The sequence below is a fragment of the Microbacterium jejuense genome (assembly GCF_019511665.1).
GTDB lineage: Bacteria > Actinomycetota > Actinomycetes > Actinomycetales > Microbacteriaceae > Microbacterium > Microbacterium jejuense_A.
In genome coordinates, this window is record NZ_JAEUAW010000006.1 from 117,017 (window position 1) to 138,756 (window position 21,740).

At 72.4% G+C, this 21,740-nt stretch carries 23 protein-coding genes and 1 pseudogene; 2 read left to right on the plus strand and 22 right to left on the minus strand.

Annotation, left to right across the window (positions count from 1 at the left end; all coding sequences use genetic code 11):
* Positions 1 to 147: 147 nt before the first annotated feature.
* Positions 148 to 585 (minus strand): MarR family winged helix-turn-helix transcriptional regulator, encoded by a 438-nt coding sequence (locus JNB62_RS09785; RefSeq protein ID WP_308291768.1) that lies wholly within the window; start codon positions 583 to 585, stop codon positions 148 to 150.
* A 43-nt stretch (positions 586 to 628) separates the two neighbouring features.
* On the opposite strand from JNB62_RS09785, the gene JNB62_RS09790 reads away from it, so the two are divergent.
* Positions 629 to 883 carry a hypothetical protein gene (locus JNB62_RS09790; RefSeq protein WP_374450715.1) on the plus strand — a complete coding sequence of 85 codons (255 nt, stop codon included), beginning with the start codon at positions 629 to 631 and terminating at the stop codon, positions 881 to 883.
* Positions 884 to 899: 16 nt separating this feature from the next.
* On the opposite strand, the gene uvrB is transcribed toward JNB62_RS09790, so the two are convergent.
* From uvrB to coaE, 3 genes are all read right to left on the minus strand, one after another.
* Positions 900 to 2,981 (minus strand): excinuclease ABC subunit UvrB, encoded by a 2,082-nt coding sequence (gene uvrB / locus JNB62_RS09795; RefSeq protein ID WP_220300693.1) that lies wholly within the window; start codon positions 2,979 to 2,981, stop codon positions 900 to 902.
* A 71-nt stretch (positions 2,982 to 3,052) separates the two neighbouring features.
* Complete coding sequence (locus JNB62_RS09800; RefSeq protein WP_220300694.1) at positions 3,053 to 3,715, minus strand: hypothetical protein; 663 nt, start codon at positions 3,713 to 3,715, stop codon at positions 3,053 to 3,055.
* A 53-nt stretch (positions 3,716 to 3,768) separates the two neighbouring features.
* Entirely contained in the window at positions 3,769 to 4,392 is a 624-nt protein-coding gene (coaE, locus tag JNB62_RS09805) for a dephospho-CoA kinase (RefSeq protein WP_220300695.1), read from the minus strand.
* 361 nt (positions 4,393 to 4,753) lie between these two features.
* On the opposite strand from coaE, the gene JNB62_RS09810 reads away from it, so the two are divergent.
* Entirely contained in the window at positions 4,754 to 5,488 is a 735-nt protein-coding gene (locus JNB62_RS09810; RefSeq protein ID WP_308291769.1) for a response regulator transcription factor, read from the plus strand.
* Positions 5,489 to 5,522: 34 nt separating this feature from the next.
* Here the strand turns inward: JNB62_RS09810 and JNB62_RS09815 are convergent, their stop codons facing one another.
* The 18 genes and pseudogenes from JNB62_RS09815 to JNB62_RS09895 form a co-directional block, all read right to left on the minus strand.
* Entirely contained in the window at positions 5,523 to 6,686 is a 1,164-nt protein-coding gene (locus JNB62_RS09815; protein ID WP_220300697.1) for a hypothetical protein, read from the minus strand.
* A complete protein-coding gene (locus JNB62_RS09820) occupies positions 6,683 to 8,350 on the minus strand; it encodes a sensor histidine kinase (RefSeq protein WP_220300698.1) in 1,668 nt (555 codons plus the stop codon). The genes JNB62_RS09815 and JNB62_RS09820 overlap by 4 nt, the downstream gene beginning before the upstream one ends.
* An 87-nt stretch (positions 8,351 to 8,437) precedes the next feature.
* Positions 8,438 to 9,058 carry a hypothetical protein gene (locus tag JNB62_RS09825; protein ID WP_220300699.1) on the minus strand — a complete coding sequence of 207 codons (621 nt, stop codon included), beginning with the start codon at positions 9,056 to 9,058 and terminating at the stop codon, positions 8,438 to 8,440.
* 63 nt (positions 9,059 to 9,121) lie between these two features.
* Positions 9,122 to 9,679, minus strand: coding sequence for a GIY-YIG nuclease family protein (locus JNB62_RS09830; RefSeq protein ID WP_308291770.1), 558 nt, complete (start codon positions 9,677 to 9,679; stop codon positions 9,122 to 9,124).
* A 115-nt stretch (positions 9,680 to 9,794) separates the two neighbouring features.
* Entirely contained in the window at positions 9,795 to 11,243 is a 1,449-nt protein-coding gene (gene rpsA / locus JNB62_RS09835) for a 30S ribosomal protein S1 (RefSeq protein WP_018170613.1), read from the minus strand.
* A 244-nt stretch (positions 11,244 to 11,487) separates the two neighbouring features.
* A complete protein-coding gene (locus JNB62_RS09840) occupies positions 11,488 to 12,258 on the minus strand; it encodes a PH domain-containing protein (RefSeq protein WP_220300700.1) in 771 nt (256 codons plus the stop codon).
* Between the two features lie 2 nt (positions 12,259 to 12,260).
* Positions 12,261 to 12,428 carry a hypothetical protein gene (locus JNB62_RS09845; RefSeq protein ID WP_191170428.1) on the minus strand — a complete coding sequence of 56 codons (168 nt, stop codon included), beginning with the start codon at positions 12,426 to 12,428 and terminating at the stop codon, positions 12,261 to 12,263.
* A 114-nt stretch (positions 12,429 to 12,542) separates the two neighbouring features.
* Positions 12,543 to 13,592 (minus strand): zinc-dependent alcohol dehydrogenase family protein, encoded by a 1,050-nt coding sequence (locus tag JNB62_RS09850; RefSeq protein ID WP_220300701.1) that lies wholly within the window; start codon positions 13,590 to 13,592, stop codon positions 12,543 to 12,545.
* Positions 13,593 to 13,607: 15 nt separating this feature from the next.
* Positions 13,608 to 14,249, minus strand: coding sequence for an SDR family oxidoreductase (locus JNB62_RS09855; protein WP_220300702.1), 642 nt, complete (start codon positions 14,247 to 14,249; stop codon positions 13,608 to 13,610).
* Between the two features lie 28 nt (positions 14,250 to 14,277).
* Entirely contained in the window at positions 14,278 to 15,402 is a 1,125-nt protein-coding gene (locus JNB62_RS09860) for an NAD(P)-binding domain-containing protein (protein WP_220300703.1), read from the minus strand.
* Between the two features lie 57 nt (positions 15,403 to 15,459).
* Complete coding sequence (locus tag JNB62_RS09865) at positions 15,460 to 16,236, minus strand: isocitrate lyase/PEP mutase family protein (RefSeq protein ID WP_220300704.1); 777 nt, start codon at positions 16,234 to 16,236, stop codon at positions 15,460 to 15,462.
* Between the two features lie 39 nt (positions 16,237 to 16,275).
* Positions 16,276 to 16,563, minus strand: coding sequence for a YchJ family protein (locus JNB62_RS19580; RefSeq protein WP_308291779.1), 288 nt, complete (start codon positions 16,561 to 16,563; stop codon positions 16,276 to 16,278).
* A 39-nt stretch (positions 16,564 to 16,602) separates the two neighbouring features.
* Positions 16,603 to 16,719, minus strand: a pseudogene (locus JNB62_RS19585) (SEC-C metal-binding domain-containing protein); the annotation flags it as partial.
* Entirely contained in the window at positions 16,720 to 17,085 is a 366-nt protein-coding gene (locus JNB62_RS09875) for a TraR/DksA family transcriptional regulator (RefSeq protein WP_220300706.1), read from the minus strand.
* A 256-nt stretch (positions 17,086 to 17,341) separates the two neighbouring features.
* Entirely contained in the window at positions 17,342 to 18,706 is a 1,365-nt protein-coding gene (locus JNB62_RS09880) for a DUF6716 putative glycosyltransferase (RefSeq protein ID WP_220300707.1), read from the minus strand.
* Positions 18,703 to 19,575, minus strand: a complete 873-nt coding sequence (locus tag JNB62_RS09885) for an N-acetylneuraminate synthase family protein (RefSeq protein ID WP_220300708.1) — start codon at positions 19,573 to 19,575, stop codon at positions 18,703 to 18,705. The genes JNB62_RS09880 and JNB62_RS09885 overlap by 4 nt, the downstream gene beginning before the upstream one ends.
* Complete coding sequence (locus JNB62_RS09890) at positions 19,572 to 20,780, minus strand: acylneuraminate cytidylyltransferase (RefSeq protein WP_220300709.1); 1,209 nt, start codon at positions 20,778 to 20,780, stop codon at positions 19,572 to 19,574. The genes JNB62_RS09885 and JNB62_RS09890 overlap by 4 nt, the downstream gene beginning before the upstream one ends.
* Positions 20,777 to 21,691, minus strand: coding sequence for a hypothetical protein (locus tag JNB62_RS09895; protein WP_220300710.1), 915 nt, complete (start codon positions 21,689 to 21,691; stop codon positions 20,777 to 20,779). Before JNB62_RS09895 ends, JNB62_RS09890 begins: the two co-directional genes overlap by 4 nt.
* Positions 21,692 to 21,740: the final 49 nt, after the last annotated feature.

Consider the following 21,740-nt stretch of genomic DNA (forward strand, 5'->3'; position numbering starts at 1 on the left):
GCGATGCATGTCGGTGCGCCGGAGCCGGGCCGGGTTCGGGTGAGACCACGTCGCGCCGATTCCGAGACTAGGAGAATCCTCGACATTCGCCTAGAGGCACGATGAACGGTCCTGCAACGGTTCGGAAACGGGCCCGGAAGAGCCGTCTCAGCGCGCGCCCGAGAACGGCCTCAGAGCGTCACGCAGAGCGAAGAGTGCCTCGGCGTCCGTGTCGGCAGCGGTCATCACCTGGCCCGGCACGGCGAGAGCGCGCTCGCGCAGGCGCCGTCCGGCGTCGGTGAGCCCGATGTCGAGCACGCGCTCGTCGCCCTCGCGTCGCTCACGCGTGACGAGGCCCTGTGCCTCGAGCCGCTTGACGAGGGGCGACAGCGTCGCCGGCTCCAGCGCCAGCTCGGCGGAGATCTCGCGGAGGGACCGCGGCGATCGCTCCCACAGGGCGAGCATCACGAGGTACTGCGGATGCGTCAGCCCGAGCGGCTCCAGGATCGGGCGGTACAGCCCCACGACGTTGCGCGCGGCGGTGACCAAGGCGAAGCACACCTGGTTGTCGAGCTTGAGCAGGTCGTCGGGACTGAGTTCGGTCACGGAGCGATCCTATCGTGGGCTAATCGTTAGTACACTAATGGACATGACCGATCCGGATGCCGCACCCAGCGATTCCCGTCCCCTCCGCCAGCGCGTCCGCGAGGCCGGGGGCTGGTACGCCTGGTTCAACAGCAGGCTCATCCGCCTCGCGGGACCGGCGGCGGTCGGACCGTACGAGACGACTCCCCCGCCGACGGCCGAGGAACGCGCCGAGCGCGCCTGCCCGCTGTGCGGAGCGCCGATCGCGCAGCACACCTTCGACCGCTCGGGTCCGAAGCCGCTCATGCACTGCCCGTAGCGGGAGCGGCTGCGCCTCAGGCGTGGCCGGCGCGCTCGATCGCCCGCAGCTCCTTCTTGAGGTCCTGCACCTCGTCGCGCAGGCGCGCGGCCAGCTCGAACTTGAGCTCACCGGCCGCCGAGAGCATCTGCTGGCTGAGGTCGGCGATCGTGGCTTCGAGCTGCTCGGCCCCCTCGGCGCCGATGCCCTCGCGCCGCAGCTGCGGCGTCGGGCTCTTGCCCATGCCCGATTTCGTCTTCGCCGCCGCCTTGCCGCGCAGCATGCGGTCGGTGTCGGAGGCCTCGCGCGCGAGCACCTCCGTGATGTCGGCGATCTTCTTGCGCAGCGGCTGGGGGTCGATGCCGTTCGCCTTGTTGTACTCGATCTGCTTCTCGCGGCGCCGATCGGTCTCTTCGATCGCCTTGGCCATCGAGTCGGTGACGGTGTCGGCGTACATGTGCACCTGACCCGACACGTTGCGGGCCGCGCGCCCGATCGTCTGGATGAGCGACGTCCCGCTGCGCAGGAACCCCTCCTTGTCGGCGTCGAGGATCGACACCAGCGACACCTCGGGCAGGTCGAGGCCCTCACGCAGCAGGTTGATGCCGACGAGCACGTCGTAGACGCCCGCCCGCAGCTCGCTGAGCAGCTCGACACGGCGCAGCGTGTCGACGTCGGAGTGCAGGTAGCGCACGCGCACGCCGTGCTCGCCGAGGAAGTCGGTGAGCTCTTCGGCCATCTTCTTCGTGAGCGTCGTGACGAGCACGCGCTCGTCGCGCGCAGCGCGGATGCGGATCTCTTCGAGCAGGTCGTCGATCTGCCCCTTCGACGGCTTCACGATGATCTCGGGATCGACGAGGCCGGTGGGGCGGATGATCTGCTCGACCACCCCGTCGGCGATGCCCATCTCGTACCGCCCCGGCGTGGCCGACAGGTACACCGTCTGGCCGATGCGCTCCTTGAACTCGTCCCACCGCAGCGGCCGGTTGTCCATCGCGCTGGGCAGACGGAACCCGTGCTCGACGAGCGTGCGCTTGCGCGAGGCATCCCCCTCGTACATCGCCCCGATCTGCGGCACCGTGACGTGCGACTCGTCGATGACCATGAGGAAGTCGTCGGGGAAGAAGTCCAGCAGCGTGTGCGGCGGCTCGCCGGCCGCGCGGCCGTCGAGGTGCCGCGAGTAGTTCTCGATGCCCGAGCAGAAGCCGAGCTGCTGCAGCATCTCGAGGTCGAACGTCGTGCGCATGCGCAGGCGCTGGGCCTCGAGCAGCTTGTTCTGCGACTCGAGCTCGCGCAGGCGCTCCCCGAGCTCGTCCTCGATGGTGCCGATGGCGCGCTGCACCGTCTCGGTGCCCGCCGCGTAGTGCGTGGCCGGGAAGATCGGCACGCTCTCGAGACGCTGCACGACGTCGCCGGTGAGGGGATGCAGCATGTACAGCGCCTCGATCTCGTCGCCGAACATCTCGATGCGGATGGCGTACTCCTCGTACACCGGGATGATCTCGATCGTGTCGCCGCGCACACGGAAGTTGCCGCGCGAGAAGTCCACGTCGTTGCGGTTGTACTGCATGCCGATGAACTTGCGGATGAGGGCGTCGCGGTCGTACACCTCGCCCACCTGCAGCGCGACCATCGCGCGCAGGTACTCCTCGGGCGAGCCGAGGCCGTAGATGCACGACACCGTGCTGACCACCACGACGTCGCGGCGGCTGAGCAGCGAGTTGGTCGTCGAGTGGCGCAGGCGCTCGACCTCGGCGTTGATCGACGAGTCCTTCTCGATGAAGGTGTCGGTCTGCGGGACGTACGCCTCGGGCTGGTAGTAGTCGTAGTAGCTGACGAAGTACTCGACGGCGTTGTGCGGCATCAGCTCGCGGAACTCGTTGGCCAGCTGCGCGGCGAGCGTCTTGTTGTGCGCGAGCACGAGCGTCGGGCGCTGCACGGCCTCGATGAGCCAGGCCGTCGTGGCCGACTTGCCGGTGCCCGTCGCGCCGAGGAGCACGATGTCGGTCTCGCCCGCGTTGACGCGGGCGGCGAGCTCGGCGATCGCCTGGGGCTGGTCGCCCGACGGCGCGTATTCGCTCACGACCTCGAACGGCCGCACGGATCGAGTGGTCTGCACCGATCCAGCGTATGACGCCCCTCCGACATCGGGGCCGGGTTCGCGACGAGCGATACCCACGCCCCGGCGCGTCAGCCGCCGAACCCGCCGCCGCCGTCGAAGCCTCCCCCGAATCCCCCGCCGTCGAACCCGCCGAGACCGCCGCCGTCGTACGAGCCGCCGTCGAAGCCGCCTCCGAATGCGCCGCCGTCCATGCCGGCTGCCCCGGGATCGTACGTCTCGCCGACCCAGGCCGGTGCGGCGTCCAGCTGCAGTGATCCCGCGCCGACCGTGTAGTACGCCGCGATCGTGCTCGACACCAGGAACTGGTCGGCCACGACCAGCATGACGCCGGCGTTCAGCAGCGTCGACCGCGCGTCGACCCGGTCGCGGGGATCGTCCTCGACCCCGACGGCGGTGACGGCGGCCCCGCGGGCGGGCTGCGTCGCGGCATCCACCCCTTCCGCGGCCGTGCGGCGCGCACGGTGCTCCTCGGCGCGGCGGACGAGACGGGCGATCACCGTGGGATCCTCGGCGGCCGCATCGCGCTCGGACTCGGCGAGGAACGGCCGCAGCTGCTCGAACAGCTCGCGCCGGCGCGCCGGCGGCAGATCGGCGAACGCGGTCGCGTGCGCGGATTCGACGACCGAGGCCGGGAGCGTGTTCAGCAGGTACACGTAGCGCGCGATGCGCTCTTCGTCGGTCGCCGCACGGTAAGGGGTGCGGCGTCGCCGGAATCTCGAGAACACGCCCATGCGGCACCTCCCGTTCGTCTCCAGCGTATGCCCGGGCGCGCCCCTTCGCTCGGTCAGGCCCGCGCGGCCCTGCGGTCGAGGTGCTCGGCCAGGCGCTCCCACAGCTCGTCGACCTGGCGGAGCGTGTCGTCCACCGTGCCATCGGTGTCGATCACGACGTCCGCGATGCGCAGCCGTGCCTCGTCGGGCACCTGTGAGGCCAGGCGCGCACGGGCCTCGGCGGCCGTGAGGCCCCGCAGCTCGACGAGGCGACGCTCGCGCGTGGCCGCCGGGGCGTGGGCGACGACGATCAGCTCCCAGGGGTCGTCCACGCGCGCCTCGACCAGCAGCGGCACGTCGTACACCACGACAGCGTCGGGGTCTGCGGCGAACGCCTCCGCGAACCGGCGGGCGGACTCGGCCCGCACGGCCGGGTGGACGATCGCGTTCAGCCGGGCGATGGCGGCATCGTCTCCGAACACCTCGGCACCGAGCGCGGCGCGGTCGAGCGAGCCGTCCGGACGCAGCATCCGGTCTCCGAACGCGTCGGCGATCGCGGCGAGCACCGGCGACCCCGGCGACTGCACGTCGCGCACGATGCGGTCCGCGTCCACGATGACGGCCCCGTGCTCGGCCAGCCGCGCGGCGATGGTGGACTTGCCGGAGGCGATGCCTCCGGTGAGGGCGACGAGGGGCATGCCTCGAGGATGCCACGTCCGCCCGTGTCGGCGCGGCCCGGGCGCAGCCCAACCCTGCGCGGTTCCTGAGGCGGCCTTGAGGCCGCCCTGAGGGCCGGACGATAGCCTCGGTGCACCGAAGAGACGAGGAAGCGCCTGTGGTGGTACCCGTCTCCGGATCGACGGCTCGGCGGTCGTGGGGGCTTCCGTCGGAGCCGTCGATGCGCCGAGGACGCGCGCGGGGCGGGATCTGGGGAGATCTCCCGCCCTCCGCGCGCCCTGCGGCCTCCCGCTGCGCTCTCGAACACGCCACCGGGGGTGGGATATCATGACCGACGTCCAGGAGTCGGCGGAGTCTTCGCCGGCGCCGGAAGGGGCATCGGTGGAGGAAGCACGCGTCGCCGTCGTCATCGAGGACGAGGACGACATCCGCTCGCTGCTGTCGGTCGTGCTGGCGCAGGCGGGATTCGAGGTGCACGGCGCCGCGGACGGCGCCGAGGGCGTCGAGCTGGTGCGCACCCACTCGCCGCTCGTCACGACCCTCGACGTCAACATGCCCGGCATGGACGGGTTCGAGACGGCCAAGCGCATCCGCGCGATCAGCTCGACGTACATCGTGATGCTCAGCGCGCGCACGGAGGAGATCGACGCGCTCCAGGGGCTCGAGGCGGGGGCCGACGACTACGTCGCGAAGCCGTTCCGCCCGCGCGAGCTGCGCGCGCGGATCGACGCGATGCTGCGCCGCCCGCGCCACCACGTGGCGACGTCGGCGTCCTCCGGCGACGGCTCCGAGGACGCCTGGCTGGAGCATCGCGGACTGCGGCTCAACGTCGGCACCCGCATCGTGGAGGTCGACGACGAGGGAGTCGACCTGACGCGCAGCGAGTTCGATCTGCTCGCCGATCTGCTGGCCGCGGGCCGGCGCGTGCGGGCCAAGTCCGACCTCGCGCTGATGCTCCGCGGCGACCCGTTGGCCGCCACCACCTACGTGTCGGACAGCGACTCCCGGGCGATCGAGGTGCACATGGCGAACCTGCGCCGCAAGCTCGGCGAATCGCCGTCGCAGCCCCGCTGGATCGAGACCGTGCGCGGCGTCGGCTACCGGCTGACTGCCTGAGCGCTCGCGGGCTCCGACGCGGATCGGGATGCCGCTACTCGGGGTCGCCCACGAGCACCGAGGTCTCGACGTTGGCGGCCGCGCGGCTCGCCGCCTCGCGGGCGACCCGCCGCAGCGCGTCGGGGTCGTAGCCCACGGAATCGCTCAGCGCCACGCCGACGCCCACGACGGGGATCACTCCCCCGCCGACGCGACCCAGATCGTCGAACAGTCCGCGGTAGATGGCGCCCGCCTGGCGGCGCGCCTCCTGCGGCGACGACACCGCCAGCGCCACCGCGATGCCGGTCGGTCCGTCCTCCGCGACGATCGCATTCGTCGGCGCATGGCGGCGCACCCCCGCGCGCCACGTCTCGGCGACGTTGCCCGCCACCTCGCTGCCGAACGCCGTCGAGATCTGGTCGAGGTCGTCGACGCGCACGGCGGTCACCGCGATCGTCTCCGCCCGCCGAGCGGCGCGACGGCAGAGGCTGTCGAGGCCGCGCGCGAACGCCTCGCCGGTGAGCACGCCGTCCTCCCCCGCGTCGTCGGTGCGCCGCACGTAGCCGCGCATGGGCGCCCTCGAGGCCCGCAGCACCGAGGTCACCACGACGGCCACGATCGTCAGGGTCACAGTGAGGTAGCTCGTCGTGATCGTGCCGAAGGCCGTCTCGAACAGCTCGCTGTCCGGCCCCGAGGTGACGAACGCCGTGGTCCGCGAGACGTAGTACAGCGACTGGAATCCGAGCACCGCGCCCAGCACCCAGGCCGTGCGCGAGTCGCGCATCGCTCCGCGGAGGCACTCGACGGCTCCCGCGCCGGCGAACACGAGGAGCGGGACGAACATCCACAGCGCGCCTGCCCAGTCCCCGCCGGCGTCGCCCTCCACCGCGACCGCGACGAAGGCCGCGACCACCGCCGCGGCCACGAGCGCGGACGCCCACCCCATCCGCCGCGCGTTGAAGCGACGGCATCCGAGCCACATGCAGCCGGTTCCCGCGACGAAGGCGGCGTTTCCGACCGCGACCGACCACCACGCCCCGTCGGTCTGTGCCCACACCGTGTACGCGAGCGTCGTCAGCATCGCCGCGAGGAATGCGACCGACCAGATGCGACCGGCGCCCTCGTCGCGGCGCAGCAGCGTCTCGAGGATGAAGAGCACGCCGCTGACGTTGACGACGAGCGCGGTCACCACGAGCACGCTCGCGAGATCCATGATCATGCCGGGCCTCCTTCCGGGGCGGTCGCGGGCAGCTTCACGACGAACGTCGACCCGACGCCGACGGCGCTGTGCAGGCCGAGCTCCCCGCCGTGTGCACGCACGATGTCACGCGTGATGGCCAGGCCGAGCCCCGTGCCGGCGCGGCGGTCCGTGCCGGCCTTGTAGTAGCGCGCGAACAGCCGCGAGCGGTCGGCCTCCGAGATGCCGACGCCCGTGTCGCGCACGAGCACCCAGCTCGAGGTCCCGTCGCTCGTGGTGCCCACGTACACGGTGCCGCCGTCCTTGTTGTAGGCGATCGCGTTCGAGACGAGGTTGTCGACCACCTGGCGCAGCCGCAGGGCGTCGGCCCATGCCGTCGCGGGCTCCAGGCCCGTCACGTCGATCGTGATCGCGCGCGCGGCAGCGCTCGTCACCGCGTCGGCCGCGGCGGAGCGGACGAGCAGCTGGAGGTCGAGCAGCCGCGGCACGAGCGACGCCTCGACGGCCGACGGCGAAGAGCTCGACGCGGTCAGGATGTCGGCGACGATGCGCAGCAGCCGCTCCGCGTTGCGCTCGGCGACGTCGAGGCCCTCGCGCACCGTCGCCGGGGTGTCGGGGTCCTCGATCGCGAGGTCGAGATAGCCGAGGATCGACGTCAGCGGCGTGCGCAGCTCGTGCGACACCGAGGCGACGAGGTCGTCGCGCGCCCGCAGCGCCGTGAGCTCTGCGGTGACGTCGCGCGAGACGACGATGGCGCCGGCGTCCTCGCCGTCGGGATCGATGATCCGCCGCACCGTGATGGTGAGCGCCCGGCGCGGCCCCGGCTCGACGCCGAACCACACCACCTGGTCGTCGAACGCCTCGCCCCGTCGCGCGCGCTCCAGCGGCAGCTCGGCGGCCGGGAGCGGCGTCGTCCCGTCGTCGCGGAACGCGGCCACCTCGGCCGTGTCGTCCGGCTCCAGTCCCTGCTGCAGCCTGCCGTGCGCCTCGTTGGTCACCGAGACGCGGCCGTCGGGCGTGATGCGCACCACGCCGAAGTCGACGGCGTCGAGCACCTCGGTGACGACCTGCTCCTGTCGCCGGGTGCGGTCCAGGATGCTGCGCAGCAGCTGGGACTGCTTGGCCAGCAGCGTGCGCTGGGCGTCCGATCGCCGGGCGTTCAGGTGGCTCGTGGTGGCCACCGCGATCAGCACGAGCGGCAGCAGGAAGGTGCGGTAGGTGACCTCGGTGGCGTTCTGCACCGTCAGCACGCTGATGACACCGGCGATCGCGACGATCACCCCGAACAGGCCGAGCAGCCCGAAGCCGCCGGCGAGCCACGTCGTCGGGAAGATCCACAGGAGCCCGAGCACCGAGTCCGGCGCCGCGATCTGCATGATCGTGATGGCGAGGATGTCGACGGCCGGGACGACGGCGACCCATCCGTACGGCAGTCGGTTCCACGGCACCACGAGCGTGGCGGCCGTGACGGCGACGATCACCACGAGGCCCACGAAGAACATGACGGTGTCGCCGTGGAACGGCCCGAGCACGACGAGCACCCCCAGCACGAACACGACCGCGGCGAGCAGCAGCTGGTTGAGGGTGGCGGTGCGTCCGCGCGTGCGGTCCGCGGTGTCGGGCGCCGAGCGCGGGCGCGACCGCGGTGCGGACCTTCCCGTTTCCCCCGGCGTCGCGGCGCTCACACTGTGAACGTAATGGATGCCGCGCCGCGACGCGAAGGACCGACCGAGGTGGCCGTGGCCGGCGCAGACGGCCGGCGCCGGCCGGGATCAGAACCCGAAGTCGCCGAAGTCGCCGAATCCGCCCGCGTCCGCCGCGCCGGCATCGCCCCAGCCGCCGTCCGCCGATCCGGCGTCGACAGCCGTGTCGGCGCCGCTGTCGCCGCCGTCGGCCGAACCGTCCTGGTACCCCTGGTCGTACGCGAATGACGGCGCGAGGAACGAACTCACGAGCGCCGAGCCGATGACGTAGCCGACCACGGTGCCGAGGATGGACGAGCCCAGCATCGAGCCGAACGACGGGCCCTGACGCTGCGGTCCGAGCGTGCGCTCCATGAACCCCGGGTTGAGGTACTCCGCGCGCGTCGCGGCGCGGGCCATCGACTGCGGGTCGCTCGAGCGCGGCTGCTCGGCGGGCGGAAGTCCTGCCGAGAGCTCGGCGAGCACCTGCTGTCGCTGCGGCTCGGTGAGCTTCGAGAATGCTTCGGCATGCACCTGCTCGATCGTCTCGGGCGGTGCGGTGCGTAAGAGGTAGCGATAGCGCTCGATCGCCACCTCGTCTTCGCTGCGCGGCGGCTGCGCGCCGGGAGCAGGGCGGTACGGGGAGGGCGGCACGGCGGGTGCGGAGCGCGCGGCGTCCTGGCCGCCGAAGAGCCGGTCGAACAATCCCATGGCGTTCTCCTTGGATCGGGATCCTCACAGTAGGCGCGCCGGCTACGAGTCCGCTGTGTGCACTCAGCCGCGCAGTGCGACCGCCTCGCTCATCCAGCGGGCGTGCAGCGCCCAGGGATCGTCCACGCCGGCCGCGAGCACCGCGACGTGCGCCGCGAGCGGCTCCGAGATCCGGAACCACTCGGTTCCGGGATGCCGGTCGGCGGCGAACTGCGCATGCCGGGCCTGCTCGACCGCGCGTCCGCCGCGTTCGAACGCCAGGAGCTCGTCGTGCCAGATGGCCGCGAAGCGCTGCCGCGGATTGCCCGTCGTGCCGATCTTGATGCGGTCGGCGTAGCGCAGGTAGTACACGACGTCCACGCGGGGCGGCGCGAGCTCTCCGTCCGGCACGTCGCCGTGACGCCACTCGCACACCGCGCACAGCCAGCCCGACGGGTAGCGCACGCCCAGACGAGAGCCGCACAGCCGGCACGGGGACGGCAGCGCGTCCGTCACGCCGTACGCGGCCTCACTCCACTCCGCGACGGCCGCGAAGTGTCGTTCGCACAGTGGCACCGGCGCGTCGGACGGCACCGGGCCGCGGCATCCGTCGTCCACCAGGCAGCGCGATCTCTCAGGCACATCGCGACGGTACCCGTGGTCTCGGACATCGGGGCATGCGAAAGGGGCCGCCGCCTTTCGGCGACGGCCCCTTTCGGACCAGACGGTTCAGCGGACCGCGTGAGTCAGCTCAGGATCAGCGACCCGAGAGCTTCTCGCGCAGAGCGGCGAGGGCCTCGTCGTCCGCGAGCGTGCCCACGGGGCCGCTGTCGGACGAGTACGAGGACGAGCCGGTCTCGACCGGAGCGGCGGCCTCGGCCTCGAGGGCCTTGATGACGGCAGCCTTGTGGGCCTCCCAGCGAGCGTGGGCGGCGGCGTACTCCTGCTCCCACTTCTCGCGCTGCTCGTCGAAGCCTTCCTTCCACTGGTTGGTCTCGGAGTCGAAGCCCTCGGGGTACTTGTACTCCCCGTTCTCGTCGTACTCGGTGACCATGCCGTAGAGGGCCGGGTCGAACTCGGTGCCGTAGGGGTCGACCGACTCGTTCGCCTGCTTGAGCGACAGCGAGATGCGGCGACGCTCGAGGTCGATGTCGATGATCTTGACGAAGACCTCTTCGCCGACCGACACGACCTGCTCGGCGAGCTCGACGTGCTTGCCCGACAGCTCCGAGATGTGCACGAGGCCCTCGATGCCGTCCGCGACGCGCACGAACGCACCGAACGGGACGAGCTTGGTGACCTTGCCCGGCGCGACCTGACCGATCGCGTGCGTGCGGGCGAAGACCTGCCACGGGTCCTCCTGCGTCGCCTTCAGCGACAGCGAGACGCGCTCGCGGTCCAGGTCGACCTCGAGGATCTCGACGGTGACCTCCTGGCCGACCTCGACGACCTCGGACGCGTGCTCGATGTGCTTCCAAGAGAGCTCCGAGACGTGGACGAGACCGTCGACGCCACCGAGGTCGACGAACGCACCGAAGTTGACGATCGACGAGACCGTGCCCTTGCGGACCTGGCCCTTGTGGAGGTTGTTGAGGAACGTGGTGCGCGACTCGGACTGCGTCTGCTCGAGCAGGGCGCGGCGCGAGAGCACGACGTTGTTGCGGTTCTTGTCGAGCTCGAGGATCTTCGCCTCGATCTCCTGGCCGAGGTACGGCGTCAGGTCGCGGACGCGGCGCAGCTCGATGAGCGAGGCCGGGAGGAAGCCGCGGAGGCCGATGTCGACGATGAGGCCACCCTTGACGACCTCGATCACGGAGCCGGTGACGACACCGTCGTTCTCCTTGATCTTCTCGACGTCGCCCCACGCGCGCTCGTACTGTGCGCGCTTCTTGGAGAGGATGAGGCGGCCTTCCTTGTCCTCCTTCTGGAGAACGAGGGCTTCGACCTCGTCGCCGACCTTGACGACCTCGTTGGGGTCGACGTCGTGCTTGATGGAGAGCTCGCGCGAGGGGATGACACCCTCGGTCTTGTAGCCGACGTCGAGGAGGACCTCGTCGCGGTCGATCTTCACCACGGTGCCTTCGATGAGGTCGCCGTCGTTGAAGAACTTCAGAGTCTTCTCGACCGCGGCCAGGAAGTCCTCAGCAGAGCCGATGTCGTTGATCGCGACCTGCTTGGTGGCCGTGGCGGTCGTTGCGCTAGTCATGTAGTGGGTTGTCCTTGTTGGGTTGGGATGTCGGGCCCCGGTCGTCCACGGCCTCCGACGCGCGAGCGCGAACGGATGCCTCGGACCGAAGCGAAGCGGATTTCATTGCGATGCCGCCCATGCCCCCTGCGGGTGCGTCCGAGCCGCGATCGGCTCCGGGCGTGGCGAAACAGCCACACGAGTGACACTCCAGGGTATCAGAACGCGAGGGTCGCCCGCGATGTTCCCGAACGGGATCCGGAGCCTACCGCGGAAGGTCGATCGGGGCGGTGTTCGTGCGGTCCGGATCGAACGGCGCGGGCCCCGCCGCCGACTCGCCGCGCAGCTGGGCGAGCCGCTCGTCCTCGCGACGCTGGGCGTCCGCCAGCCAGTCCCAGCCCGTCGATGCGCTGCCGCGTTCCATGCCCGGCACGGGGGCGGTGGCACGCGCCTCGTCGTACGCGGTCGCTGCGACGGAGGCCGTCGCAGCGGGCGGGGGCGGCGGCTGAACCGGTGACGGGACCATCGTCGGGTCGCCCCTGCCCGCCGCACCGCGCAGGCCGGCCTGGGCGATGACACGCTGGATGGTGAGTCCGCGCGAATCGGGATCCCCCACGTAGCGGATCTCGCGCAGCCCCTGCTCCTGGGCGGCGGACTCGAACACGAAGTGGCCGTACCCGAAGACGCGGCCGATGAGCGGCTTGTAGACGGAGATGTCGAGGATGCGCGCGAGCGGCATCGTCGCGATCCGCTGCGACAGGATGCCGTGCACGCGGAACACGCGCATGTTGGTGATGACGAAGCGGTCCATGCGCTGCTCGAAGATGCGCCAGACGGCGTGCACGCCGATGCCCGCGCCCACGAGCGTGGGCAACCACCACAGCTGCGGCATGACGAACGCGAGGAGGAACACGACGAAGCCGCCCACCAGCTCCAGCACGGCCGAGACGGTGGCGGCCCAGTGCTTGCGGACCTCGTCGACGACGTACTCCCCCTGATCCGAGATCAGGTGCTTGTCGATCCGCGGATCGAACACGCTCACCCCGCGGCGAGGGCCACGAAGAAGTCGACGACGGCCATGACGGCGCCCACGACGGCATTGATGGCGCCCTGGACCGCGTTGGCGGCATCCTGCGGGCGGGTGATGAGGTAGAACGCCGCGAACGCGATGACGAGCACCAGAACGATGCGCTTGACGATCTTCACGGGGGTCCCTTCGACTTCTGCTGTTCTACCGCACGCGCGCGCTCATCCGCGCAGGCGCGCGGGCGCGTCGCCGATCGCCGCGGGATCCGGGTGCAAGCGTGCTGCGGCGGCCGGTCAGGGCCGCAGCAGCACCTTGATCGCGCGGCGCTCGTCCATCGCAGCATAGGCCTCGGCGGCCTCGCGCAGCGGCAGCTCGAGGTCGAACACGCGGCCGGGGCGGATCGCGCCCGACCGCACATCGGGCAGCAGCTCCTCGATGTATCCCCGGACGGGGGCGACACCGCCGTTGACGCCGACGTTGCGGTCGAACATCGGCCGCACCGGCAGCTCCGGACCGCCGTTGGGCACGCCCACGTACCCGACCATGCCGCCGGGGCGGGTCGAGCGCAGCGCCTGGTCCATCGACTCCTTCGTGCCGACGCACTCGAGCACGCGGTCGGCGCCGATGCCGCCCGTCAGCGCCCGCACGGCGTCGACGCCCGCGTCGCCGCGCTCCTCGACGACGTGCGTCGCGCCGAAGTCGCGCGCAAGAGCCTGCCGCTGCGGATGGCGTGACATCGCGATGATCGTCGTGGCGCCGAGCCGCTTCGCCGCGATGATCGCACACAGCCCCACGGCGCCGTCGCCGACGACCGCCACCGCGTCGCCGGGCGACACGCCGGCCGAGACCGCGGCATGGTGGCCCGTGCCCATGACGTCGCTCAGGGTCAGCAGGCCGGGGATCTCGTCGTCCGTGACGGGGCCGGGCACCACCGCGAGGGTCCCGTCGGCCAGCGGCACGCGGACGCGCTCGCCCTGACCGCCGTCGGCGAATCCGCCGAAGCGGTCGTCGCTCCCCCACCAGCCGCCGTGCAGGCACGAGGTGCTCACGCTGTTGCGGCAGTTCACGCACGTGCCGTCGCACACGTAGAACGGCGCGATCACGAAGTCGCCGGCGCGCACCGATCGCACGTCGGGGCCGACCGCCTCGACGACGCCCACGAACTCATGCCCGATGCGGTGCGGTCGCTTCGTGGGCGTGATCCCGCGGTACGGCCACAGATCGGACCCGCAGACGCAGGCCGCGACGACGCGGACGATCGCGTCGGCGCCGGTCGAGAGCACGGGGTCGGGCACGTCCTCGACGCGGATGTCACGTGCGGCGTGGATGACGGTGGCGAGCATGGCCCGAGCCTACGGTCACGCGAGCGCGTGTCCGATGACCTCGTCGCCGCCGCCGAAACGGATCGTGCGCGCGATCGTGGCGTCTTCGGCGATGGTCGCGGCGATGACACGGGCGACGTCCGCCCGCGAGACCTCGCCGCGCCCCCGCGGGTCCAGCGAGATGCGGCCGGTCGGCGGATCGAGGGTGAGCGTGCCGGGGGCGAGGATCGTCCAGTCCAGATCGCTGGAGGCGAGGTGCTCGTCGGCCGCCCACTTGGCGTCGGCATACGCATAGAACGAGTCGCCGCGGTCCACGCCGTGATCGGCGCGCGACCCGATCCACGACACCATGACGTAGCGGACGACTCCCGCGGCGGCCGCGGCGTCCATCGAGCGGATGGCGGCGTCCCTGTCGACGGCGTACGTGCGGGCGGGGTCTCCTCCGCCGGCACCCGCCGACCACACGACGACGTCGTTGCCGGCGACGATGTTCTCGAGCTGGTCGACGTCGAGCGTCTCGACGTCGGCCACGAGCGGCTGCGCGCCGGTCGCGGCGACCTCCGCCTCGTGCGCGGCGTTGCGGATGACGGCGGTCACGGTGTGTCCCTGCTCCACGAGCAGCGGCTCGAGCAGCAGAGCGACCTTGCCGTGTCCGCCGAAGATCAGGATGCGGGCCATGGCTGTCACGCTACGCGAGTCGTCGCCGTCACGCGACGAGTGCGCCCGCGCCGTCGGGGACCGTCACGTCGCGGGTCCGCCCGTCTGCGACGATCGCGCGCACGGCGTCACGGCCGGCGCGGTTCGCCCCCACGGTCGACTGCGAGGGGCCGTACCCGATGAGGAACAGTCGCGGCTCGTCGATCGAGCGCCCGTTCTCGACGCGGAAGCCGCCCTCCGGCGTGCGCAGCCGCAGCGGTGCCAGGTGGTCGAGGGCGGGACGGAAGCCCGTGGCCCACAGGATGACGTCCGCGTGCTGGAACGATCCGTCCGGCATCCGGACGCCGTCCTCCTCGATGGAGGCGAACATCGGATGCCGCACCAGCACGCCGCGCGCCTGCGCGGCGCGCGCCCACGGCGTCCAGTGCATGCCGGTCACGGCGATGACGCTCCCGGGCGGGAGCCCGCGGCGCACCCGGTCCTCCACTCCCGCGATCGCGGCCACGCGCGCGGGGATGTCGAACTCGTCGTCCTGCCATTCGGGCTCGCGGCGGGTCACCCAGAACGTGTCGGCCACGCGCGAGATCTCGTCGAGCAGCTGCACGGCCGAGATCCCCGCTCCGACGATCACGACCCGTCGGCCGGCGAACTCATCCGCCGACACATAGTCGGCCACGTGCAGCTGCCGGCCACGGAAGCGCTCCTGACCGGGGTAGCGCGGCCAGAACGGCCGGGTCCACGTCCCGGTCGCGTTGATGACATAGCGGGCCGTCCACGCACCGCGATCCGTCTCGACGACCAGGCACCCACGGGGGTCGTCATCGGCGCGCCGCACGGCCGTGACCCGCAGCGGGCGCCGCACATCCAGTCCGAAGCGCTCTTCGTAGTCCGCGAAGTACGCCGGCAGCACGTCGCGGCTCGCCGCGGCGGGGTCGGCGGGCGGCACGGCGAATCCCGGGAGCTCGTGGATGCCGTTGACCGTGGCCATCCGCAGCGACGCCCACCGGTGCTGCCAGGCGCCGCCCGGCGCCGGATTCGCGTCGAGCACGACGTATGTCGGCGCGGTCGAGCCTGCGCGCAGCGGCGAGAACCCGCGGCGCTGCAGGTGGTACGCCGCCGACAGCCCCGCCTGCCCGGCGCCGATCACGACGACGTCGACGGGTACGGGCTCCATGCGTGCGACAACAGCGGCCGGCCCGCGGGGATTCCCGCGGACCGGCCGCGTCGTGCCTCAGTTGAGGGCGCGCGTGCCGGCGGGCACGACTCCCCCGGCGTACAGCTCGGCGGCGAGGTCCTGCAGAGCCGTCAGGGCGACCCGCTGCGTCATCGGGCCGTACGAGATCCGCGCGACGCCGAGGGCCTCGTACTCAGCGGACGACAGCGCGCCCGGAAGGCCGATCACGCTGATCCTGCGTTCGCCGATGCCCTCGACGAGGCGGCGCGTGACGTCGGCATCGAGGATGCCGGGGACGAACACCAGGTCTGCACCGGCCGCGAGGTACGCGCGACCGCGCTCGACGGCATCCGCGATCGACTCCTCGAGGGGGCGGTCCCCCGCCCGCACGAACGCATCGGTGCGCGCATTGAGGACGAACGGCACGCCCTCGGCAGCCCCCGCGGCGACGATCGCCTCCACGGCGGCGACCGACTCGTCGAGCGGCCGCAGCCGGTCCTCGACGTTGGCGCCGACGACGCCGACGCCGATGGCGCGGCGCACGGTCTCGCCCGCGTCGTCGTAGCCGCCGTCGAGGTCGGCGCTCACCGGGAAGTCCCCTGCCGCCTCGACGATGCGGGCGAGCATGTCGAGCGTCGTCTCGAGCGGGATCCCGCCGTCCGGGTATCCGAAGGTCGCGGCGATGGAGTGCCCGGCGGTCGCGATCGCGCGGGTCTCGGGGAGCGCGGCGACGGCGCGCGCCGACACGGCGTCCCACACGTTCACGACGCGGAGGATCTCGGGTGCGGCGTGGAGGGCGGCGAGGGTCTGTGCTTTCTCAGCCTGAGTCGTCATGGTTCTCACGCTAGCGGCGGCCGCGACCACCGGGGCGGCTCACCGCGGGTCCAGCCGCCCGTCGATGTACCACCAGCGCCCGCTCTGGCGCACGAAACGGCTGCGCTCGTGCAGCTCCCCCCGGTCACCGCCGTGCCGCCACGACGCGCGGAACTCGACGACGCCGCGGGTGTCGCCCTCGGCTCCACCCTCGACGTCGAGGATCCGGAGGCCCGTCCACCGCTGGGCCGGGTCGAGCTCGAGGGCCTCGGGACGCGTGCCCGGGTGCCAGGTGGCGGTGAGGTATCGCTCGTCGCCGACGACGAACGCGGTGTAGCGCGAGCGCATCAGCCGCGCCGCGGACGGCGCGGGCGTTCCGCGCAGCAGCGGGCCGCAGCATCCCTCGAAGACGTCACCGCTCCCGCACGGACACGGATCGCCCGGTGCCGGCCGTGGGAACCCGCCGGGGCGCGCAGACGACGCCGCCCCCGGGCCGAACGACATTCAGACACCCGCCTTCTCGGCGCACGAGACGCAGCGCGTGGCGAAGGGCCGCACCCGCAGGCGCGCGAGAGGGATGCCTCGGCCGCAGTCGACGCACACGCCGTAGGTCCCCGCTTCCCAGCGGGCCACCGCCTCATCGATCTCGGCGAGCTCGCGCCGCTCCGCCTCCGCCAGGGCCACGGCGCGCGACCACTCGCCCGACAGGGTCACGCCCTCGGGATCGTGCTCGTCGTCCGCGACGTCGGAGCCGCGATCGGCGCGCAGCTCGGCGAGGGTCTGCTCGTTGGCGGCGAGCCGCACACTGGCGGTCTCGCGCAGTTCGTCGAGCAGTGCGCGCAGCTCGGTGCGGCCGGCGGCGGAGGTCATCGCACGAGACTACGCCCGCATGCGCTCCGAGCGGGCGCGCCGCGCGCCCCGCCGCGGATGTGAGCGGTTCCAGGAGGTGCACGGCGCGCGTCGAGCCTTCATGTGGCGGCGCCATAGCCTTCTCACAGCGACGGTTGGGAGTGTGATCACAACATCGCGGCGGGCATCCCCCGGGTCCGCCGCGATCCCCCCGCAGGGCGCCGCGTCGCGCGGGACCCCACCTCGTGCCCGACCCCGGAGGGCACGAGGGGCGGTCTCATCGACCCGCCCGGAGCCGGCGATCCGCATCCCCCCGGACGAGATCGCCGGCTTCTTCCCCCTGCTCGGCCGTCGTGCTCACGGCCGCGCCCGTTCCAGCACCGGCGGCCCTCGACAGGGTCCGACGCGCGCGGGTCGTGAACCGCACGGCCGCGCGGGCGGGAACGCCGACCGCCCATGCGACCGCGCCGGCGGCCGACGTGTCACTGCGCCCCAGCGCGACGCGCCGCTCCCACGCGTCGCGCAGCGCCCCGCCGCGTCGTGCCAGCGGCGCCCGCGGCGGCAGGGTGCCGGCCGCCCGGCGCGCGACGAGCCGGGCCACCGCGTCGGTCCAGTCGTCGTCGGCGGGCGGGTGGAAGTAGTTCTCGTCCAGCCATTCCGGATCGGGATGCCGGAACCTCCGCGCGATCACGTCTGCCTCTCCCGCGAGAAGGTCCGCGTCGGCGAGGGTCTCGTTGATGAGCCGCGCCGACACCCCGAACATGTCGAGCGCGATGACGGGGATGCCGCGGGCGATCGCCTCGATCGCCGCCGTCGAGCTGACCGTCACGAGTCCTTCGGCGCTCTCCAGCGCGCGGCCCATCGGCTCCGTCGAGGTGACGAGGTTCACCGGCAGCGGTCCGAGCGAGGCGAGCAGCTCGGGGTACCCGTCCTGCTCGACGTGCGTCTGGTGCTCGCCGGCGGCCGCGCGCAGCTTCACCACGACGCGACGCGCCGGGTCGGCTTCGGCGGCGGCGACCAGCATGCGGGCTACCCGCAGGCGGTCTTCGCGAGCGGCCGGGACCTTCGCCTGCGTCGCGAACACGAGATCCGATCCGCGCGGAGCTGTCACGCCTGGCGCGGCCGACGCCCCGCGGGCGAACGGCAGTGTCGCCAGGGCGTAGCGGTGCGCGTAGCCGGTGCGCGCCGACAGCGCGCCGAACTCGCGCAGCTCGCGCCGGGAATGCACCACGAACAGGTCGCACTGCAGGCGGTAGAGCACGGCCTTGCGCGTCGCGGGGATCGAGATGCCCGGCAGCCCCGTCACCAGCACGGGTCGCGGATCCAGCCGCGCGATCTCACGCGCCAGCACCCGCACGAGCGGCCCGCGTGCGCCGAGCAGCACGGCGTCCGGCCGCAGCTGCCGCACCCGCGCCGTCAGCGCGGCGTACGAGATGCGCTCCACGCGGGCGTGCGGCAGCCCGCTGCCGGCCAGCGCCGCCTCGAGCTGCGTGTCGCTGACCACCACGGGCGTGTCGAGGACGAGGAGTGCGGCATCCACCCCCGCGCCTTCCGCCCCGAGGAGGGCGGCCGCCCACTTCACGTACGAGTCCGTGTCGGCGATCGCGACGATGCGGGGCGCGCGCCCGCCCGCCCCCGTCACGCGGGGACGCGGCGCAGCTTCGCCATGGGCGCGAGTTCGCCGGGGTACACGCGCTTGACGCCGTCGCCGAGAGCCGCCTCGATCACGCGGATGTCGCGCACGAGGTTCTTGAAGCCCGCGGGTTCGAGCGACGCGGCATGGTCGGAGCCCCACATCGTGCGGTCGAGCGTGATGTGACGCTCGACGGCGACCGCACCCAGGGCGACCGCGGCGATCGAGATCTGCAGACCGCGCTCGTGACCGGAGTAGCCGACCGGCACACCCGGATACCGGTCGCGCAGCGACGGGATCATGCGCAGGTTCGCCTCTTCGGGCTCCATCGGGTAGGTCGAGGTCGCGTGCATCAGCACGAGCCGGTCGGTGCCCAGCACGTCGATCGCCGCGTCGATCTGCTCCGTCGTCGACATGCCGGTCGACAGGATGACCGGCTTGCCGGTCTCGCGCAGCGCCTGCAGCAGCTCGCGGTCTGTGAGCGAGGCCGACGCGACCTTGTGGGCGACGACGCCGAGGTCCTCGAGGAACGCCACGCTCGGCACGTCCCACGGCGACGCGAACCACTCCAGCCCGCGCAGCAGGGCGTGATCGGAGATCTCGATGTACTGGTCGCGGTCGAACTCGACGCGCTTGCGGTACTCGAAGTACGTCATGGTGCCCCACGGCGTCTCGCGCGGCACGTCGCGCATGTGCTCGGGGGTGGCGATCTCGGGCGTGCGCTTCTGGAACTTCACGGCGTCGGCGCCGGCATCTGCAGCCACGTCGATGAGCTGCTTGGCGAGCTCGACGTCGCCGTTGTGGTTGAGCCCGATCTCGGCGATCACGTACGCGGGGCGTCCGCCCCCGACGACGCGGGATCCGATCGTGACGGTCATGATGCCTCCTGAGGGCTGGTGGGGTGGGGTGCGAGAAGAAGAGGGGATGCCGCGTCCCGGTCGGCCAGCACGCGATCGGCCAGATCGCGCACGGCGCCCGCACCGCCCGAGCGGTCGAGGACGACGCGAGCTGCGGACAGGACGAGGGGGTGCGCGTCGGGGACGGCGACGGGCCACCCGACGAGCTCGAGGCACGGCAGGTCGTTGACGTCGTTGCCGAGGTACGCGATGCGCGACGGCGAGATGCCGTGGGCGGCCGCCCACTCCCGCAGCGCCGTCGCCTTGTCGTCCGCCGCCTGGACGACGTCCACGCCGAGCTTGCGCGCACGCGCCGCCACGACGGGGTTCGTCTCCGTGGAGAGGATGAGCACCGGGATGCCGGCGGCGCGCAGGAGCGAGACGCCCATGCCGTCGGCGCGGCTGACGACGACCGACTCGGTGCCGTGCTCGTCGACGCGCACGGTGTCGTCGGTGTGGACGCCGTCGAAGTCGGTGACGACGGCATCCACCTCCATCGCCGCGGGGCGGTCGACGAGCGACGCGATCGATCGGGCGAGCTCCAGCTCTTCGGCGGTGTCGATCTCGATCGCCGTGCGCGGCGGCACCTCGGCGATGCCGACGCTGCCGAAGAAGCGGTGGCGCGCGGCGCGGAAGCCGGCGGCGCGCATGACGTAGAACGCCCCGGTCTCGAGGTAGTGCGGGTCGCGGTCCTGCCGGCGCGGGCGGAACTCGAGGTCGTGGTTGACGGCGACCGCGGCACCTCCGACCCCCTTCTCCCACAGGAAGCCGTAGGTCTCGACGGCCGAGAACACGCTGTCGCGACGACGCGAGCGCACCAGGTGCACGGCGTCGGTGAGTGCGGCCACGTCGATGAACGGCGACGTCGCCTGCAGGAACGCGACCACGCCGACGTCGACGCGGCGGCGTTCCAGCTCGTCGAGCGCGTGCAGCAGAGCTCCCTCGGACGTCGCCTCGTCACCGGCGAGCTCGGCCGGGCGCTCGATGATCTCGGCGCCCCACTCCGCCGCGACGGCGGCGATGTCGGGGTCGTCGGTGGTCACCAGGACGCGGCCGATCGCCGCGCTGTCGCGCGCGGCTGCGACGGCTCGCGCCACGAGCGGCACGCCACCGACGCGCTGGAGGTTCTTGCGCGCGATGCCCTTGGATCCCCCGCGCGCCGGGATGATGGCGACCGCCTCGCTCATGCGACGACCCCCTGCTCCCGAGTGCGGGGCGCACGGACGGTGCGCACGACCGCGCCGGTCCCGGCGAGGACGAGCGGCAGCGTCGTCGTCGTGCTCGACGGCAGCGTCAGCACCTCGAGCGGTTCGCGGGCCCCGGCGAGCACGAGCTCCACCGGAAGACCCGTCTCGTGCACCCGCAGTCCGGGCACGGTCGCCACGGCGCGGAGCTGTTCCGCGGTCTCGCGCCGGTGCGGCAGGTACACCGCGCCGTCGGCGGCGGCCAGGCGCAGCCAGCGCAGGTAGTCGACGAGCATCATGCGGCCGTCGACCGGCAGTGCGCTGCCCAGCACGATGCGCCGTCCGAGTTCAGGGGCCGCGGGAGCCGTGGCCCGCGTCCACGAGAAGTCGTGACGGCGCACGTCGAATCCCTGATCGGCGAGGGCGTCCACGCGGGCCGCACCGAGGTCGAAGGCCGTGAAGAAGCCGGCGCGGCGCGCGCTCGCGCGGCGGTGCACGAGCTCTGCGGCGAACGGCGCCACGACCGTCGTGAGCCCGCGCTCCCGCACGGCGGGCCGCTCGTACGGCCGGCGGCCCAGCAGCGTGTCGGCGTACGCGACGGCGTGCGCGCCGTCGTCCAGGAACGTCACGCGACGCGGCCTCAGCACGGCGGCGGCGAGGCGGAACTGCCCCGAGAACCCGTCGCCCACCAGCCAGTGCCCGTGCCGTGCCAGCAGACTCCACGGGATGCCGAGGTACGGCTCCAGGTCGGCGAAACGCGCGCCGCGCGCCAGCAGCGCCTCGGCGGTGGCCGAGATCTGCGGCGTCAGCCGGCCCGCGACGGGCACCCTCGTCGAGTGGGCGTCCGCCCACTCCGCGGCGCCGACGAGCTGCAGCGGCGACTCCACCCATGCCAGCGCATCTTCCCGGCCCATGAACGCCCCCTCTCGCGGCTGTCTCCCCACGGTGGGCGGCGGACGTGAA